The 16379-nt window shown below is 43.7% G+C and carries 19 protein-coding genes; 6 read left to right on the plus strand and 13 right to left on the minus strand.

The window, feature by feature from the left end; all coding sequences use genetic code 11:
* Positions 1–137: 137 nt before the first annotated feature.
* The 3 genes from modB to ACOJQI_RS18895 are packed head-to-tail and all read right to left on the minus strand — an operon-like array spanning position 138 to position 2097.
* Positions 138–797, minus strand: a complete 660-nt coding sequence (modB, locus tag ACOJQI_RS18885) for a molybdate ABC transporter permease subunit (RefSeq protein ID WP_421380925.1) — start codon at positions 795–797, stop codon at positions 138–140.
* Between the two features lie 9 nt (positions 798–806).
* On the minus strand, positions 807–1574 hold the full coding sequence (modA, locus tag ACOJQI_RS18890; protein ID WP_421380928.1) for a molybdate ABC transporter substrate-binding protein: 768 nt from the start codon (positions 1572–1574) through the stop codon (positions 807–809).
* Positions 1575–1584: 10 nt separating this feature from the next.
* Positions 1585–2097 (minus strand): MogA/MoaB family molybdenum cofactor biosynthesis protein, encoded by a 513-nt coding sequence (locus ACOJQI_RS18895; protein WP_421380931.1) that lies wholly within the window; start codon positions 2095–2097, stop codon positions 1585–1587.
* Between the two features lie 226 nt (positions 2098–2323).
* Between ACOJQI_RS18895 and ACOJQI_RS18900 the strand changes: the two genes are divergently transcribed.
* Positions 2324–2866 carry a hemerythrin domain-containing protein gene (locus tag ACOJQI_RS18900; protein ID WP_421380934.1) on the plus strand — a complete coding sequence of 181 codons (543 nt, stop codon included), beginning with the start codon at positions 2324–2326 and terminating at the stop codon, positions 2864–2866.
* 57 nt (positions 2867–2923) lie between these two features.
* On the opposite strand, the gene moaD is transcribed toward ACOJQI_RS18900, so the two are convergent.
* Genes moaD through ACOJQI_RS18920 form a run of 4 tightly spaced genes read right to left on the minus strand, consistent with a single transcriptional unit; the run spans position 2924 to position 5925 of the window.
* Positions 2924–3157: a molybdopterin converting factor subunit 1 gene (gene moaD, locus ACOJQI_RS18905; protein WP_421380937.1), complete on the minus strand. Its 234-nt coding sequence runs from the start codon at positions 3155–3157 to the stop codon at positions 2924–2926.
* Positions 3154–3624, minus strand: a complete 471-nt coding sequence (locus ACOJQI_RS18910) for a molybdenum cofactor biosynthesis protein MoaE (RefSeq protein WP_421380940.1) — start codon at positions 3622–3624, stop codon at positions 3154–3156. The genes moaD and ACOJQI_RS18910 overlap by 4 nt, the downstream gene beginning before the upstream one ends.
* Before the next feature lie 27 nt (positions 3625–3651).
* Positions 3652–4893, minus strand: coding sequence for a gephyrin-like molybdotransferase Glp (glp, locus tag ACOJQI_RS18915; RefSeq protein WP_421385512.1), 1242 nt, complete (start codon positions 4891–4893; stop codon positions 3652–3654).
* Between the two features lie 18 nt (positions 4894–4911).
* Positions 4912–5925, minus strand: coding sequence for a MoeB/ThiF family adenylyltransferase (locus ACOJQI_RS18920; protein ID WP_421380943.1), 1014 nt, complete (start codon positions 5923–5925; stop codon positions 4912–4914).
* A gap of 153 nt (positions 5926–6078) precedes the next feature.
* Here ACOJQI_RS18920 and ACOJQI_RS18925 point away from each other — a divergent pair, with 153 nt between their 5' ends.
* Positions 6079–6615, plus strand: a complete 537-nt coding sequence (locus ACOJQI_RS18925; protein ID WP_421380946.1) for a hypothetical protein — start codon at positions 6079–6081, stop codon at positions 6613–6615.
* Positions 6616–7231: 616 nt separating this feature from the next.
* Here ACOJQI_RS18925 and ACOJQI_RS18930 read toward each other — a convergent pair.
* The 5 genes from ACOJQI_RS18930 to ACOJQI_RS18950 are packed head-to-tail and all read right to left on the minus strand — an operon-like array spanning position 7232 to position 11837.
* Positions 7232–7426, minus strand: coding sequence for a hypothetical protein (locus ACOJQI_RS18930; protein WP_421380948.1), 195 nt, complete (start codon positions 7424–7426; stop codon positions 7232–7234).
* Entirely contained in the window at positions 7416–7943 is a 528-nt protein-coding gene (locus tag ACOJQI_RS18935) for a ubiquinol-cytochrome c reductase iron-sulfur subunit (RefSeq protein ID WP_421380951.1), read from the minus strand. Before ACOJQI_RS18935 ends, ACOJQI_RS18930 begins: the two co-directional genes overlap by 11 nt.
* Positions 7944–7964: 21 nt before the next feature.
* Positions 7965–8510 carry a 4Fe-4S dicluster domain-containing protein gene (locus tag ACOJQI_RS18940; protein WP_421380954.1) on the minus strand — a complete coding sequence of 182 codons (546 nt, stop codon included), beginning with the start codon at positions 8508–8510 and terminating at the stop codon, positions 7965–7967.
* Positions 8511–8538: 28 nt separating this feature from the next.
* Entirely contained in the window at positions 8539–10665 is a 2127-nt protein-coding gene (gene fdhF / locus ACOJQI_RS18945) for a formate dehydrogenase subunit alpha (protein ID WP_421380957.1), read from the minus strand.
* Entirely contained in the window at positions 10662–11837 is a 1176-nt protein-coding gene (locus tag ACOJQI_RS18950; protein WP_421380960.1) for an MFS transporter, read from the minus strand. The genes fdhF and ACOJQI_RS18950 overlap by 4 nt, the downstream gene beginning before the upstream one ends.
* Before the next feature lie 176 nt (positions 11838–12013).
* Between ACOJQI_RS18950 and ACOJQI_RS18955 the strand changes: the two genes are divergently transcribed.
* Positions 12014–12751 (plus strand): Mrp/NBP35 family ATP-binding protein, encoded by a 738-nt coding sequence (locus ACOJQI_RS18955; protein ID WP_421380963.1) that lies wholly within the window; start codon positions 12014–12016, stop codon positions 12749–12751.
* 54 nt (positions 12752–12805) lie between these two features.
* Here ACOJQI_RS18955 and ACOJQI_RS18960 read toward each other — a convergent pair whose 3' ends face one another.
* The gene (locus tag ACOJQI_RS18960) at positions 12806–13522 is read right to left on the minus strand and encodes a YwiC-like family protein (RefSeq protein WP_421380966.1); all 717 of its coding nucleotides are present in this window, start codon (positions 13520–13522) and stop codon (positions 12806–12808) included.
* Between the two features lie 133 nt (positions 13523–13655).
* Here ACOJQI_RS18960 and ACOJQI_RS18965 point away from each other — a divergent pair, with 133 nt between their 5' ends.
* The 3 genes from ACOJQI_RS18965 to ric all read left to right on the plus strand — a co-directional run bounded on the left by ACOJQI_RS18965 (position 13656) and on the right by ric (position 16282).
* Complete coding sequence (locus ACOJQI_RS18965) at positions 13656–14783, plus strand: TIGR04053 family radical SAM/SPASM domain-containing protein (RefSeq protein ID WP_421380969.1); 1128 nt, start codon at positions 13656–13658, stop codon at positions 14781–14783.
* A gap of 18 nt (positions 14784–14801) precedes the next feature.
* A complete protein-coding gene (locus ACOJQI_RS18970; protein WP_421380972.1) occupies positions 14802–15491 on the plus strand; it encodes a Crp/Fnr family transcriptional regulator in 690 nt (229 codons plus the stop codon).
* An 89-nt stretch (positions 15492–15580) separates the two neighbouring features.
* Positions 15581–16282, plus strand: a complete 702-nt coding sequence (gene ric / locus ACOJQI_RS18975) for an iron-sulfur cluster repair di-iron protein (protein WP_421380975.1) — start codon at positions 15581–15583, stop codon at positions 16280–16282.
* Positions 16283–16379: the final 97 nt, after the last annotated feature.

A 16379-nucleotide genomic window follows, 5' to 3' on the forward strand; every position in this document is an offset into this window, starting at 1 on the left:
TTTTTTCAGCTTTTGATGTATTCCACGACTCTTTGTTATCCAACCCCCTAAGACTGCTATAATTTCCTAAAGCATGAACAAAATCCCCGCGGTGTGAATAACCGGGGGGATTTCTTTCGACTTTAATAAATTCCTATTTATGATCTTTGTTCCATACCCCTGATGAGCAGCAGCAATAAGAATGAAAGTGAGATGCTTACCAAAACATACTGCCAGGCAAGATGGGTTTCTCCTGACTCCAGGGCAAGATAGATGGCAGTCGAGATGGTTTGTGTTTTTCCAGGGATATTTCCCGCGAACATCAAGGTTGCCCCGAACTCTCCCAGTGCCCTTGTAAAACTGAGGACAATCCCCATCATAAGTGATTTGGCAGCAAGCCGGATAGACACATAATAAAACACCTTCCACTCCCCTGCACCATCGACCCGTGCCGCCTCTTCTATATCATTATTGACACCGGAAAATCCAGTTTTGGCTGCCTGGTACATCAGAGGGAATGCCACCACCACTGATGCTATTACTGCAGCTGCTTTAGTAAATAGGATTGTTTGTCCGAACATGAAATCAATGAATTCTCCAACTGGACTGTTGATCCCGAAAACAATCAATAATAAAAATCCTATAACGGAAGGCGGCAATACCAAAGGCAATAGAAACAATGTTTCGACTACACTCGTTGTTTTTTTATTGGAAGCCTTTAACTTATAGGCTGAGTATACACCGATAATGAATGTAGTCGCTGTTGCTGAAGCAGCAACCAGTATTGATAATTGTATGGGAAACCAAAATCCGGCCATCTTTTACACCTACTGAATTCCATTTATTTCTGTTTTAAAACCGTATCCCTTAAATATCTTTAAAGCATTTTTTCCTTTTAGGAAATCCAGAAAAAGCTTGGATTCTTCATGTTGGTCACTTTCCCCGACCATTCCGCCCCAATACAGGATTGGTGAGTGAGTATCCGCTTCAAACTTGTGGATGACCTTGATGTCCTGAACCGCCATAGTGTCGCTTTCATAGACAATCCCGGCATCGGCTGCCCCGTGGTCAAGAAGGGTCAAAACATGACGAACATCTTTGGCAAATACCATTTTGAGAACCGCTTCCTCCCAAAGATTCATATTTTCCAATGCCTGCTTGGCATAGAGTCCCGCAGGTACGGTTTCAGGTGTCCCGATTGCCAGTGTAAGATCACTTTCTAATAGATCGTTCAGCCCTGCTGCCTGGCTATCCTGGCTGACAACCAGCACGAGACTGTTTGAAAACAATCTTTCTCCAGCTGATACGGCCCCAATGTCTGCTAAGGTTTGATAATCTTTCTCTGAAGCTGATAAAAATATATCAATCGGAGCACCTTGTTCTATCTGTTTACGGAGAGAACCGCTTGAACCAAAGTTATAAGAGAGTTTGACCTCTGGATATTCAATTTCAAATTGCTCCTTGATCTCTTCAAGGCTGTCCTTCAAGCTTGCAGCAGCGGAAATGGTCAGTTCGATTCTTTCTGAATCAGAACCTGTACAGGCTGACAGGAAAAGGATACATCCCACTAATAAGATTAATATTTTTCTACTCAACGCCCTGCACTCACCTTTTATCTTTATTTAACTCAGCTGTAATATGCCGCAGCTCAGGTAAAATAAGCTTCTCCATCGCCAATCTGACTGCACCGGTTGATCCTGGTACAGAGAAAACTGCCTTCCCATTGCTTACACCTGCAATCGCACGGGATAAAAGGGCAGATGAACCGATATCTTCTGTATAACTTAAATAGCGGAATAATTCACCGAAACCCGGAAGTTCTTTTTGTAGAAGCGGCTTGACCGATTCAATCGTGACGTCCCTCATCGCTATTCCAGTACCGCCATTTAGCAGGACCGCATCGATATCATGATTATCCAGCCCTGATTGCACAGCTGTAGAAATATCCCCTTTCTCATCTTTTACAATTACATAATCACTGATGATATGCCCTTCCTGCAACAGCTTCGCTTTCATCAGGCTCCCGCTTTTATCAGTATCCCAGTTCCTGGTATCACTCACCGTTATTATTTTGCAACGCATTTGCATTTCGTTGTTTGGTATATGGTCATGAGCCATTGTCTGCACTCCATTCTTTTTTAGTTCTGCTTAAATTTTATCATCAGCGGCTCCCTTGCCTTGTGAAAAAAATCACTCCTGGCTGACCGGCTTTTTGTAAGAAGCAACAAAACAGCAAAAAAAGATTAAAAAATCCACCTGATTTGTGATGGGCATCACGGCTGCTTCTTATCTAAACTTGTAGAATTGATAGTGAGAGGATTACCCAAAAGGAGGAGTAAAAGTTATGTTGTCATGTCATCATAATGGTCAATTCATTGAAGGACTGCCTCTATCCCCCGGCCTTCAGTTATTGAAAAATGAACATGTTGCCTTAAACGAACAAAAAAAGGATATATATGATCAAGCACGAGGTTTAATTTCATCTTTATCAAAAGGCATTTATAAAATAGAGGAAATCATTGATTTAAGAGATAACGTCCTGAGCTTCTTCAAGGAACTTCATGCTCACTCTGAAAAGGAAGAAGAATACCTTTTCAATATGATGGCAGTCCATATGGATCGACACTCAGGGCCGCTGGTTGTCATGGAACTCGAGCATGAGGAAGCAAAACGCCTCATCAATCAGTTCCTCGGTAATACTGAACATTCCACGGATGGGAAGGAAACTAGTGCCGCCATAGAAAATTGCCGGCTGATAATTGAAGCCTATCATGTGCTGTCGTCCCATTTCATGAAAGAAGAGCAGGTTCTCTTCCCTATGGCAGAAAACGTGCTGAGTGACGATCAAAAAGAAGATCTTTGGAAGCATGTGGCGAATGCGTCGTAAAGCAGTAGAAAAAGCTCATGAGAGGCAGTTTTCCTCTTATGAGCTTTTTTGTTTTAATCACCCTCCGCTTACCGGCGGGATCAACGCAACCGTATCACCAGATTTTACAATGTCTTCCGGAACAGCATATTGTTCATTCACTGCAGCCATGACATGATCCATCTTGGATAAGTGATACTGTGCGGTTAGGAGTTTTTTCAGATCTTCGACTGTAATTTCTTCCTTATTTATTTCCAGCTGTGCCTGCCCCGCTTCTTCCTGCAAGTGGGCAAATAATAAAACTTTAATCATTTCTCTCCAACTCCCTTTAAGTCCGGCTTCCCGGATGGATAGGCTTTTGTCTCACGCTGATCGCCAATCCATGTTTCTCCGTCTTCCCAATGTTCCTTTTTCCAGATCGGAACAATCTCCTTAATCCGCTCAATCGCATATTCGTTTGCTTCATAGGCCGATTTCCTGTGTGGGGAAGAAACGGCTATGACAACCGCTATATCTGAAATATCCAGCCTGCCGATCCTGTGGGTTATAGCCATTTGGACACCCGGCCACTTTTCTTCCGCTTCTGTTGAAATCTTCTCCAGCATTTTTACAGCCATCGGAATATACGCCTGATATTCAAGATAAAGAGTCCGCTTCCCCTTCGTCCACTCCCTTACCGTACCGATAAAGGTCGTGATGGCTCCTGCTTCTCTTCTTTCCACCTTGGCTATGACTTCTTCTGTTACTATCGGCTCTATCACGACTTCAAATCTATTCATTTTACATTCTCCTTGTATATATAAAGTCTACCTTTCTTCCAAAAGCAGAATTTCAATTCCCATACCTTTTTCGTATCCTCTTGTTCCTCCGGGCAGTTCAATGAATGCATTAGCAGAGGCAAGCGAAGAAACAACACTTGATTTATCCAACCCGGACGGCACAGCAGTCAATCTGCCTTCTTCAAAAAATACAGCTGCCCTTACAAATCGCGTAAATGGGTTCGGCTTCTTGAAGTCGGCACCCAATATTCCTCTGACTTTTTTCAAATGAGGTTCTTTCACATGCAGATATGTTTGGATAACCGGGCGCGTCAATAATTCAAATCCTACATAGCAGGCTGAAGGGTTGCCGGAGAGACCAAAGAGTAGCTTCCCGTCTCTTTCAGCTACTGTCGTAACACTTCCAGGCCTCATTCCGATTTTATTAAAAAGGACATTCGCCCCCATTTTCTCATAGATCTCAGGGAGATAGTCATAGTCACCGACAGATACTCCTCCTGTTGTGATAAGGAAATCGACTTCCTTCATTGCTGTATTTACTTGCTGAAAGCATTCTTCAAGGTCATCTTGGAACTGTCCAAAATAAATACCTTCTCCGCCAGCCCGTTCAATTTGGGAGAGGATCATATACGTATTACTGTTCCTGATTTTCCCCGGTTCCAAGGACTCGTTTACCTCCAGCAGTTCACTGCCTGTTGCAATGACGCCTACCTTTGGTTTCCGAATGACCGTTACATCCCGGTATCCGAAAGTGGCCAATAGAGCCGTGACACCCGGATTAATAAACGTTCCTTTCGGGACAAGAGCGGCGCCTTTCCTCGTTTCTTCTCCCTTGAAAGAAATGTTGTCACCTTCTTGGTATTTGCGGTTGATCTCTACATAGCTGACATCATTTTGATTACTTGATTTCGTCAATTCCAGCATGACGACCGCGTTGCAGCCATCTGGGATTTGTGCTCCCGTCATAATCCGGACTGCCTGGTTGCTTTCGACCTTCTCCGAAAATACACTGCCTGCACCGATTTCCCCTACAACCTTAAGCTTTGCCGGTAGTTCCCGGCTGGCGTTTTCTGTATCCTCCGCTCTGATGGCAAAACCATCATAAGGAGAACGATTGAAAGAAGGAACGTCATGATCTGCGACTAAGTCCTCGCCTAAATACCGTCCATGCGCTTTTGTTATATCCACGATTTCACTTTCCCCAGCAAAAGCAAATTCCATCACCTTATCCACAGCTTCTATTACTTTAATCGGAGTTCTTTTAGTCAGCATTCGTTCCATTCCTTTCTAGCCTACTAATCTATAATAAATACTCTTTGCCTTTTCAATATCCGCCGTTCCATGTATCAGCGTTCTTCCATCTGAGAAGAAAACGAGACGGTATTCTTCATATTCAAAAGAAAGTAAATAAGGGTTACTATTAAGTTTTTTCATATGTGACAGCTGCTTTTCGAGTCGATGTAAATCTGCCTCTTTGCCGCCCGTCCTAATTTGGACAGTGTTCCTTCCGCAAAGTACAGCCGCCTTCGTCATATTTTCATATTTTAGATAAGAATATTCAGGGTTCTTCCCGCAAGCCGGGCAATTGTCTCTCTTCGACTTTGTTACTTCCATTGTATAAAACTGATTATTCCAAAGATCAAATGTATGAAGCCCTTTTCTCAAAGCCCCATGATCTTCAACAAGTATCTTCAATGCCTCCGCCGTCTGGAGGGACGTCACCATTCCGACAGCAGGAGGTATGATGCCAGCCGTATCACAGGTAGCACCGGATAGCGGGATTCCCTGCATCAGGCAGTTAAGACAAGGTGTTACTCCCGGAATGATCGTGTAAGACATCCCCGTGCTGCCGACACATGATCCATAAATCCATGGAATATTGAATTTTTGCGATACATCATTTATGACCATCCGGATGTCAAAGTTGTCAGAAGCATCCATGATGAGATCGACATTCTCAAGTAAAGGCGGAAGCGATTGAGCATTTGCATCCATTACATGGGCTGCTATTTCTGTTTCTGAATTGATCCGGTTTAACGCCCTTTTGGCGGCTATGGCCTTTGGCATTTGAACCCTCGCATCTTCTTCAATGAATAACTGCTGTCTTTGCAGATTGCTCCACTCCACATAATCACGGTCAACAAGTGTCAACCTGCCTATGCCTGCACGGACGAGAAACTCCGCATTGGAAGTCCCCAGCGCACCGCATCCAACGACTAGGACGTGCTTATTCCTGATTTTGTTCTGCCCGCTCTCCCCAATGGGATTAAACAGGATCTGTCTTGAATAACGATCATCCACTTTAACGGCTCCCTTTCAATCTATAAATAATAAGTACAATGACTATATGTTATGAGTAATAAATATCACAGCTATAATATTTTCTATAACCTATACTAATAGTGCAGGAAGAAGAGTGCAGTGATGTATTTCACATGGTAAGGAGGAAAATTAATGCTATCTGTAAAAGTAGATATACAGAATCTTGAAGAGTTACATTTGCCATTATTGAAATTGGGATTTTCAAATAGGACCGGTTCCTATATATATAAGGAGAACAATCGGGACCTTCTAAGAGGGGAATATGACTCCGAGAGCAGCAGTTTCCTATTTGAATTCTCGCCGGGATTGAACCTGGAAGAATACACCGCCATCCATAATTTATTGAAGGAAATCATCCGTGCCGGTGAGCTCAAATTCGATGATTCCAACAGCTTGCTCGGGTATTTAAAAGATGGGGAAGGCGCATATATATTGACCAACTGGTCTCAATGGCATGAATTTCTTCAAGATGCAAAGCTGAGGTCATTGGAAGGGAAAAAAGTCCGGGTGCTGGATGAAAATGACAAGGAACTTGCTTCAGGTCTTTATGTTGAGTCCAAGAAAGATGAGGAAACAAATAAAATTAAAGAGTGTGCGGTCATTACGTTATTCGGCGAAAGATCTTATAAGGGTGAGTCTTTAAAGATTGAACCTACTAATGAGTGGTAAATTACTAAGAAGAGTTCCGGCTAAGATGCCCGGAGCTCTTTTTTGTTTAAATGTCAGCATTTTGGCATTACCGGCCCATTGAGGTTCCAGTTTGGATGGGGTGCTGGCCCGCAAAACGAGTTTCCGGCCCATTGAGATTCCAGTTTGGATGGGATGCTGGCCCACAAAAGGAGTTTCCGGCCCATTGAGTTTCGGTTTTTGATGGGATGCTGGCCCGCAAAACGAGTTTCCGGCCCATTGAGGTTCCGGTTTGGATGGGGTGTTGGCCCGCAAAAGGAGTTTCCGGCCCATTGAGATTCCGGTTTGGATGGGGTGTTGGCCCGCAAAAGGAGTTACCGGCCCATTGAGATTCCGGTTTGGATGGGGTGTTGGCCCGCAAAAGGAGTTTCCGGCCCATTGAGGTTCCAGTTTGAATGGGATGCTGGCCCGCAAAAGGAGTTTCCGGCCCATTGAGGTTCCAGTTTGGATGGGGTGTTGGCCCACTAAAGGAGTTTCCGGCCCATTGAGATTCCAGTTTGGATGGGATGCTGGCCCGCAAAACGAGTTTCCGATCAATAAAACTGGACATAAGAAAAGAGAGAACCACCCCAATGGCAGGTTCTCTCTTTTCCGTTTCTCACTTCTTATACTCCTGTTTCCTCCATCGTAAATAAATCACAAAACAGATGATGGAAGAAACAAAAGCGATGACGGAATAGGTCCAGACATGTTCATATTCCTGTCCGAAGTATGCTTCTATGGTCCATTGCAGCATGACAACGTTCACTGCCATGGTTAGAAAAATGCCGATCCAGTACTTTTTATTCGCCATGGCGGACTTTCCTTCCGACTGCATACACATATCCATCTTTTACTTCCAGCTCGATTAATGGCAGCTCTCTTTGCGGCGGCCCGGCAATGGGATGGCCATTGTCTACACTGAAGAATCCTCTATGGCAAGGGCATAACAGAACCGATTCTTCTTTTTCATAGAACACAGGGCATTGGAGATGAGTGCATTTATTATTATACGCTTTCAACTTCCCATCCTTCGTATGAACAAGGATAGCCGGTTCATCCTCAGTAGGGTAATTGAAATTCAGGGAACTGTCTTTTGGAATATCAGAGAGTTTGCCGATTAATTTCCTATTTTCATCTTCTTCCTTTTCCCCTAAAGCCAATACGGAAAATGGCAATGTCGCCAGGCCTAATGTAATGGAAGCGCCAACCGCCGATTTCAAAAACGCTCTGCGGTTAAACTTCAGATCTTCATCCCTGTTCAGGTTATCCACCAGGTTGATCATATCATCTTGGGTATCTTTGCTGTTTCTTTTCTGTTTATTACTCATTTACGAGCACTCCTCTCCCGGTTAATCCGTGTACACTCCAAAGAATTCCGGTACATAATCCCACTTATTGCCTTCTTGCGGTTTCTTGCCTTCAACAAGATTCATCTGAGAACGTTTCCTGCGCAGCTGCTGCATTTCGTCAAAATCGATGAATCGGATCGCGTCACTTGGACAAACAGATGCACACATCGGTGCGATATCATGTTTTGAGCGGTCATAACACATATCACATTTGTACATTTTATTTTCTTCAAAATCGAATTTCGGGATACCGAACGGACAGCCGAATGTGCAGTTACGGCAGCCGATACATTTCTCCTCCATTGCAGAAAGCACAACACCCTCTTCTGTAATTTGGATGGCATTGGCCGGACAGACCCTCGCACAAGCAGGGTCTTTACATTGCATACATAACATCGGATAGGTCTGGCGGCTCTCTGTAAAGTCTACATATTCTACGTAATTTCGTTCTTTCGCATCGTGATCCCCGCATTCCCGGCAGGCAGCTTGACATGCCCGGCAGCCGATACATCGTTCAAATTCCAAGTACATTATTTTGTTCATCATTCTGGCTCCTTTCCCGTTGGTCATTCTATTACGCTTTTTCCATTCTCAATGAGCAGACTTTGAACTCAGGCATCCGTGAAGTCGGATCCAGACAGTCACTTGTCAATTGGTTTACAGCCAATTCTTCTCCCCAATGGTAAGGAACAAAAACGGTATCTTTCCTGATTGCTTTCGTTATACGTGTTTTAATAGTCATATGAGACCTTGGAGTAGTCAGCTTTACCATATCTCCATCTGCCAGGCCATATTTACTTGCCAGCGCCGGATGCATTTCGGCATACGGCTCGGGACACTGCTGCATAAGGAAATCCACTCTCCGGGTCTGGTTTCCTGTTAGATAGTGGAAGACAACCCTTCCAGTTGTCAGGAACAGTGGGAATTCTTTTGTCGGAATTTCCCCGGCATCTTTCCAGCCGATGACTGCCAGGTTGGCTTTACCATCCGGTGTTCCGAATGATTCCTGGAACATGGTTGGTGTTCCCGGATGATCCTCTGAAGGGCAAGGCCAGAATACGCCATTTTCTTTATCAATTCGTTCCCATGTAATACCGTAGTAGTCCGCTTTGCCTCCCTTGGTTGCAAGACGGAATTCATCAAATATTTCACTTGCCTCTTTATAAGGAAAATATTTTCCTCTTCCCATTCTATCTGCAATCATCCCGATGATTTTCCAGTCAGGCTGGGATTCTCCAAGCGGTTCTGTTACCTTGCGGATATGGATGACCCTGCCTTCAAGGTTAGTTGTCGTCCCTTCGTCTTCTGCCCATGTCGTTGCAGGCAGGACTACATCTGCGAATTGGGCGGTTTCTGATAAGAAGAAATCACTGACCACCAGAAAGTCCAATGACCTGAACCCTTTCCAGACATGCTCAAGATTTGGGGCGGATACTGCAGGATTGCTACAGATGACGTGCATTCCGCGAATGGTGCCATTTAACATTTCATCAAACATCTCATATGCCGACACACCAGGCTTTGGCATTTCGCTCGGATCTATTCCCCATACTTTGGAGACATACTCCACTGCTGCAGGATCAGTCAATTTCCGGTAACCTGGCAGCAAATCGGCTTTTTGACCGTGCTCCCTTCCGCCCTGTCCATTTCCCTGGCCAGTGAAGGTCGCTACTCCGGAGGCGAACTTTCCAATTTGTCCTCTCAAAAGAGCCATTGATGTATATAAAGATACGTTATCGACACCCTTGGTTTGCTGCTCGACCCCTCTGGCGAACATGACAACTGAGCGTGGTGACATGCCATAGATGTGACCGGCTTTTATAATTTTATCGATAGAAACCCCTGTAATTTCTGAAGTATATTCAGGTGTGAATTTCTCTACATTTGCTTTTAATTCTTCAAAATTATTGCATCGCTTGGCGACATATTCATGGTCCACATACCCTTCTTTGATCAAGATATGGAGCATCCCGTTCGCCAAAGCGGAATCTGTACCCGGTTTTAAATCAAGGTGGACATCGGCAACCCTGGCTGTCGGAGTTTCCCTTGGATCAGCGACAATCAACTTTGCCCCTTTGTCCTTCGCCCTCCACAGCCATTGAATGCTTGTCGGATGACATTCGGCTGTGTTCGATCCAGCGATGAAGAAGCAGTCTGTATGTTCCAATTCAGGCCAAGGCACTGTAGACCCTCTATCTATACCAAGTGTTTTCAGGAAACCGCCGGCAGCAGAACTCATACAGAAGCGTCCATTGTAATCGATGAATCTTGTTCCAAGGCCCACCCTCGCATATTTACCAACGAGATAACATTTTTCATTTGTCATGGATACGCCGCCGAATACAGACAGGGCATCCTTGCCGCTTTCTCTCTGGATTCTTTTAAAATTTTCTTCTATAAGATCCAGCGCTTCCTCCCAAGTAGACTCTACAAATTCACCATTCTTTTTGATTAGAGGCTTAAGGATTCTATCTTTATGGTCAACAGTCTGATAAGCGGTTACCCCTTTTGGACACATTTTGCCGTTCGTCACCGGCCAATCATAACGGGGTTCGACTCCGACTACTTTATTGGTTTTTTCATTCACCCTGATGTGCATGCCGCACTGCATTCCGCAGTAACAGCAATGAGTTGTGACGAGTTTTTCCCCCGGCTTATGGAGGTTCTTAACTCCTTCTTTTGCTAAAAACTGGCTCATCATTTACTTCCTCCCTTTTCGTACTTTTCCAGCTCTTTCTGGACATGTTCAGGAAATTTATAATAATCATTCTGTCTTGTTTTACTGAAACCAGATAGGTGGATTCCGTTATTCGTCAAAATAGGCTTTTCTTTTGCCTGCACTTTTGACTCCATGTTCATCTGCTTCATGACCCTGATTCGTCTTCGGCATGCAGGGCAATAGTCTGATAGGTAACTGCCATCTGCGAGCTGCAGATCGAAACTCTGTACATGAAGGATTTCCTGGACATCAGTGATTTGATCGTTTGAACTGTAGGCAGTTCCACAGCTTCTACAAGGTTTTGTATCCACCTTCCACTCTTCCTGGTAGTTCATCGGGACAGCTGTTGCAAGCGGCCTGATCGGAAGATGGAACAGTTTTCCGAATGGGAAGTAAATGAGAAGGACAACCACCGTAACTTGATGGATGAGTGTCAGGTAGTGATGCATCCATCCGTCCAGCAAAGCGTAAGAAACTGTCAGGACCAATCCAGTGACCGTAACGGCTAATAGCAACGCCAATGGGAAAAGGTCGAATTCTGCCCTTTGTGTCACTTTTACATCCTGGCTGGCAATCCTTCTCGCCAAAGCCATGCTGACTCCAATCAAGACCATGGTGGCCGTGATATTCAATCCGTTGTACACCATTTCGGCAAAGAGTCCGTGTGCTGCCATGGTAATCGTATCAACTCCCATTACGACTATCACGTAGGTTTCCGGATCGACCAGTTCAAAGTGCATCCAGCCAAATGTCAAACCGAATGTAATGGCAAATGAACCGATGCATCCCCAGGCAATCAGGAAATGCTGAACCCCTCTGTAGATTCCTCTTTTACAAATGAACTTTTGCAGAAAGATATTTTCAAAGGCTGTTTTGAGGATTGCCCTTACATTCCGTTTTTGCCTTTTCTTCGTTCTCAAGTTTTGAAAACTTCTTTTGACCACCTGGTTCGTCGCTGGCCTGAGCAGCCACGAACACATTCTTACAGTCAAGCCTATAGCAAATATTAATGAAGAGATGAGATATCCCAACAGCGCCATATCAAAATGAAGAAACTTTTCAGTCCCGACCCAGATCGTAAACAATAGAAACAAAATAATGAAGAAAGCGTATTTGCTCGTTTTAGAATAAAATGAACGTTCTAATGACTTCACTATTCCAAACCCCCCATGTGACTTTTTTTACATCTAAGGAACTCAATTTTTGTTAGGGTTGAATCAAGTTACTGATGCAGCAATTTCCTTCATTGTAATGAAAGAGTTCAGTTTGCACTGTGAAGTTCATCACATGGCGGGGAATTTCATCAAATAAATTTTATGAGGTGTTAAAAATGTTAGCAGAACATGTTATTGCAGTTACCAGCGGAAAAGGCGGAGTCGGAAAATCCACAGTATCAACGAATCTTGCTATATCCCTGGCAAGAAGAGGTAAGAACGTCGCATTAATTGACCTTGATATATACGGATTCAGCGTTCCTAAAATCATGAATCTTAAAGACCGCCCTAAAACGTTCAATGGAAAGATCATTCCTGTCGAATCACACGGGGTCAAGGTCATGTCGATGGGATTCTTGATAAAAAATAATGAACCCGTCGTGTGGAGAGGGCCGATGCTCGGAAAGATGGTGGAACATTTCAGTAAAGATGTCATGTGGGGTGAGTTAGATTACTGTATTCTGGATATGCCTCCGGGAACCGGTGACATTGCCTTGGATATGCACCACCACATTCCTCAAAGCAAAGAAATCATTGTGACAACGCCCCATCAAACCGCGGCACTAGTTGCTGAAAGAGCCGGAACAATGGCACTTAAGGCAAAGCATGACATTCTTGGTGTAGTCGAAAATATGTCCTACTTCCAACCCGAGGACAGCCAGAAGAAATATCATCTATTTGGAAGCGGTGGAGGAGAAATCCTGGCAGAAACCCTCGGAGCAGATTTGCTGGCACAGCTGCCGATCCAAGAACCGGATCAGGATTCTGAAACACAAGCTATCTACGGAGAAGGCTCCCTGCTGTTCGAACACTACGAAAACCTTGCTGCTCTCATTGAAAAGAAGACAGTTTAATATCAAAAAAAGGAATTACCCGAGTGTGGTAATTCCTTTTTTTGCTTAGTCAATTTATAAAAGAATGATCATACTGATCAAGAAAAATACTGAATTAATAATCTCACTGATTCCTAATTGCATGATGCTCAACTTCCGTCCATATAACAAAAATGCCCTGACAATACTAGAAATGAACGGAACGACCATTAGATATGTTGGACTGAATATTGGCAGCATGATCAGCAGCAATATATGGTAACCCCAAGAATACAAACGGAATGTCTTATTCTTCTTCTCCCTTATCATCATTTTCACAAAAAAAGTGCTTCCCAGAAAGAACAAAAATGAATAGGCCGCCAGTGACCATCCCTCTGTATCAATCACTCCAGCTCCCAAGTAATAACTGGCCAGTCCGCCGATACAAAATACAATAATCGCTATAACATCATTGGTAAAAGCCCTCTCCTTTTTCTTTTTTGCAAAATAAATATTGACCAGGAAAAATGGAATCATAGCAACACCAAAATAGAACATTCTCCAGTTGAACAGGAGCACAGTGATAAGCATAACCAGGCTTATACCCAAATAAATGAACGACCATTTTACATACTCACTTTTTTTCTTTCCTTTTACCAGCATCAACATTGGATAAGTAGCGAGGTAAAGAAACAGCCAGCCTATCAATAATGGGATATGCGGAAATTTAAATGAACTTTCGGTTATCCCCAAAATAAATGGAACCAGTAACATCGCCCAGGCACCATGCTGTTTTGGAAGTAGTGGTTTCAACTTACTCTCCCCCTTTTTTCATCTTTCGGCCTCATTATAATGAAACTTTTCTTTTCTCTATGTGATGTACTTCACTTACACATTGTCTTCTTTTCCTTACCATGGAAGTAAATTAAGGAATGGAGGAGTTTCAATGTTTGATCGGGACTTTAATGAAAATCCTTTCATCGTCATCTGGGAACTGACGAGAGCCTGCGAACTCCACTGCCTGCACTGCAGGGCAGAAGCACAGCATCACCGTCACCCCCTGGAACTGGATTTTGAAGAAGGGAAGAAATTGATTGACTCCATCTATGAGATGGATAACCCTTTACTCGTCTTTACCGGAGGCGATCCGCTGATGCGTCCGGATGTTTATGATATCGCCTCTTATGCCATCCAAAAAGGCCTGAGAGTTTCCATGACACCAAGCGCAACTCCTAATGTAACAAAAGAAGCGATCAAAAAAGCCAAGGATGCAGGGCTTTCCAGATGGGCATTCAGTTTGGATGGTCCGACGGCAGAAATTCATGATCACTTTCGTGGTACGAGCGGCTCATTCAATCTGACGATGAATGCCATTGAGTATATCCATGAGCTGGAGCTGCCTCTTCAAATCAACACGGTCATCTCAAGATATAATGTGGATGTTTTGGAAGAAATGGCCGAACTGGTTGAAAAACTGAATTGCGTCTTATGGAGTGTGTTTTTCCTGGTACCAATAGGAAGGGGAAAAGAAAAAGATATGATCACTCCCGTTCAGCACGAAAAAGTCTTCCGCTGGCTGAATGACTTAAGCAAAAGAGTTCCTTTTGATATTAAAACCACGGCCGCACAGCATTACCGCAGGGTAGTCATTACGGATAAAATGCAGCGGAACAAGGATGAAACCAAGTCCATCCAATATAAAGATGCTCTTCAAGCAGGAAAGACCGGCAGTTTTGATGGTCTGGGCAGGGCTCCCAGAGGGGTCAATGACGGAAATGGTTTTGTTTTCATTTCACATATCGGAGACGTCTATCCGAGCGGGCTTCTTCCTGTTAAAGCAGGGAATGTCCGGGTGACACCGCTTCCCGAGATTTATCGTCACTCCCCTATCTTTAAAGAGCTGAGAAATCCAGATTCCTATAAAGGAAAATGCGGACAATGCGAGTTCAGATATGTATGCGGGGGTTCCCGCTCAAGGGCTTATGCTCTCACAGGAGATTATCTAGAGAGTGAACCCGCCTGTGTTTATATACCTAAAAGTATTCGCGGGAAGAAAAAGGCTGCTCATCAATAAGGCAGAAGGAGGTTTTTCATGAAGAGAAATGACATTGAAAATCATTTGAAAGCAGTATCTTTGTTCAAGGATCTTTCAAAGGACGAACTCATGCCCTTTATCAATATCTCATCTTCGAGAATCTATAACAGGCGTTCCATTGTCTTCATGCAGGAAGACAAACTGGACCGCGTATTCTTTATCTACTCCGGTAAAGTGAAAATCTACAAGACGGATTTATCGGGCAGGGAACAAATTGTTTCTGTACTGGAAGCCGGGGATATGTTCCCTCATGCCGGCTTTTTCCGCAAGGGTTCCTTCCCTGCCAATGCAGAAATCATCGAGAATGCACAGCTCATCGTCATACCAATCGCAGAGTTTGAAAAGGTCCTCCTTCACAATCCCGAGCTCTGTATAAAGATATTCAAGGTCCTGGGGGAAAAAATTGTAGATTTGCACAACAGGCTTGAAGAACAGATTCTTCACAATACCTATGAACAAATCATTATGCTGCTGATCCGTTTAGCCAGTTCAAACGGATGCGCCCACGGTGAAAAGTGGAAAATCACCACCCAGTTTACCAACAGGGAACTCGCGAACATGATCGGAACCACCAGGGAAACCATCAGCAGGAACCTTAACTACCTTCGAAAAAAAGGGCTCTTGGAAATCGATGAAAAAGGATGCCTCATCATCGACTGCAACCTCCTCGAATCTGAAGTATCTTAATTTTTTTCACTGCTATGTGATATGCATCACAAAACATCAAGGGTTCTTTTGATATCTTATAATCAGAAAGACTAAATGGAGGGATTACAATGGAACAAACATTTACAGGAGAAGCTTTAATAAGTGACATCGTAAAGAAATTCCCGAAAGCCAGTGATCTATTCAAATCCTACCGCATTGATTTCTGCTGCGGGGGAAACCGCCCATTAATCGAAGCAATTGAAGAAAGAAAGCTTTCTTCAAACGAAGTACTTTCAGAACTAAATAACCTATATAAGAATTCCAGAGATTTAAATGAAAAAACAATTGATTGGGAGAAAAGTTCTTCTTCAGAGTTGATTGACTATATCATCGATAAGCATCACAAGTACCTAAATGAAGAACTGCCTTTGTTAAGCCCTTATGTCACGAAGGTATACCGTGTCCACGGTGAGCGCCACCCTCATTTGGGCAGAATCCATAAGCTGTTTTACGACATTAAATCGGAGTTGATACAACATACGGTCAAAGAAGAAACGGAAGACTTTCCATTAATTTTGTCTTACGAGGAAAATCCAACAGCTGAGAGCAAGGAAAAAATTCAGGAAATAATCAATGAACTTGAAACAGAGCACGTTTCTGCAGGCAAGATACTGAAAGAACTTCGGGAAGTCACGAATGATTTTACCCCTCCTGAAGGAGCATGCGGGACATACAGACTGGTTTATCAGCGGCTGGAGGCCCTGGAAAGCGACTTATTTGAGCATATTCACCTGGAAAACAATATACTGTTTCCACGTGCCATTTCTTAGAGGGTGACTTTCCACTGCTAAAGGAGGAGCGTTATGAAAAAATTGAGGCAACTGACTACTTGATTTACACGTGCTGCTCGTCACTCTTCCTTTCATT

Source organism: Bacillus salacetis, assembly GCF_049177075.1.
Taxonomy (GTDB): Bacteria; Bacillota; Bacilli; order Bacillales; family Bacillaceae_B; genus Rossellomorea; species Rossellomorea salacetis_A.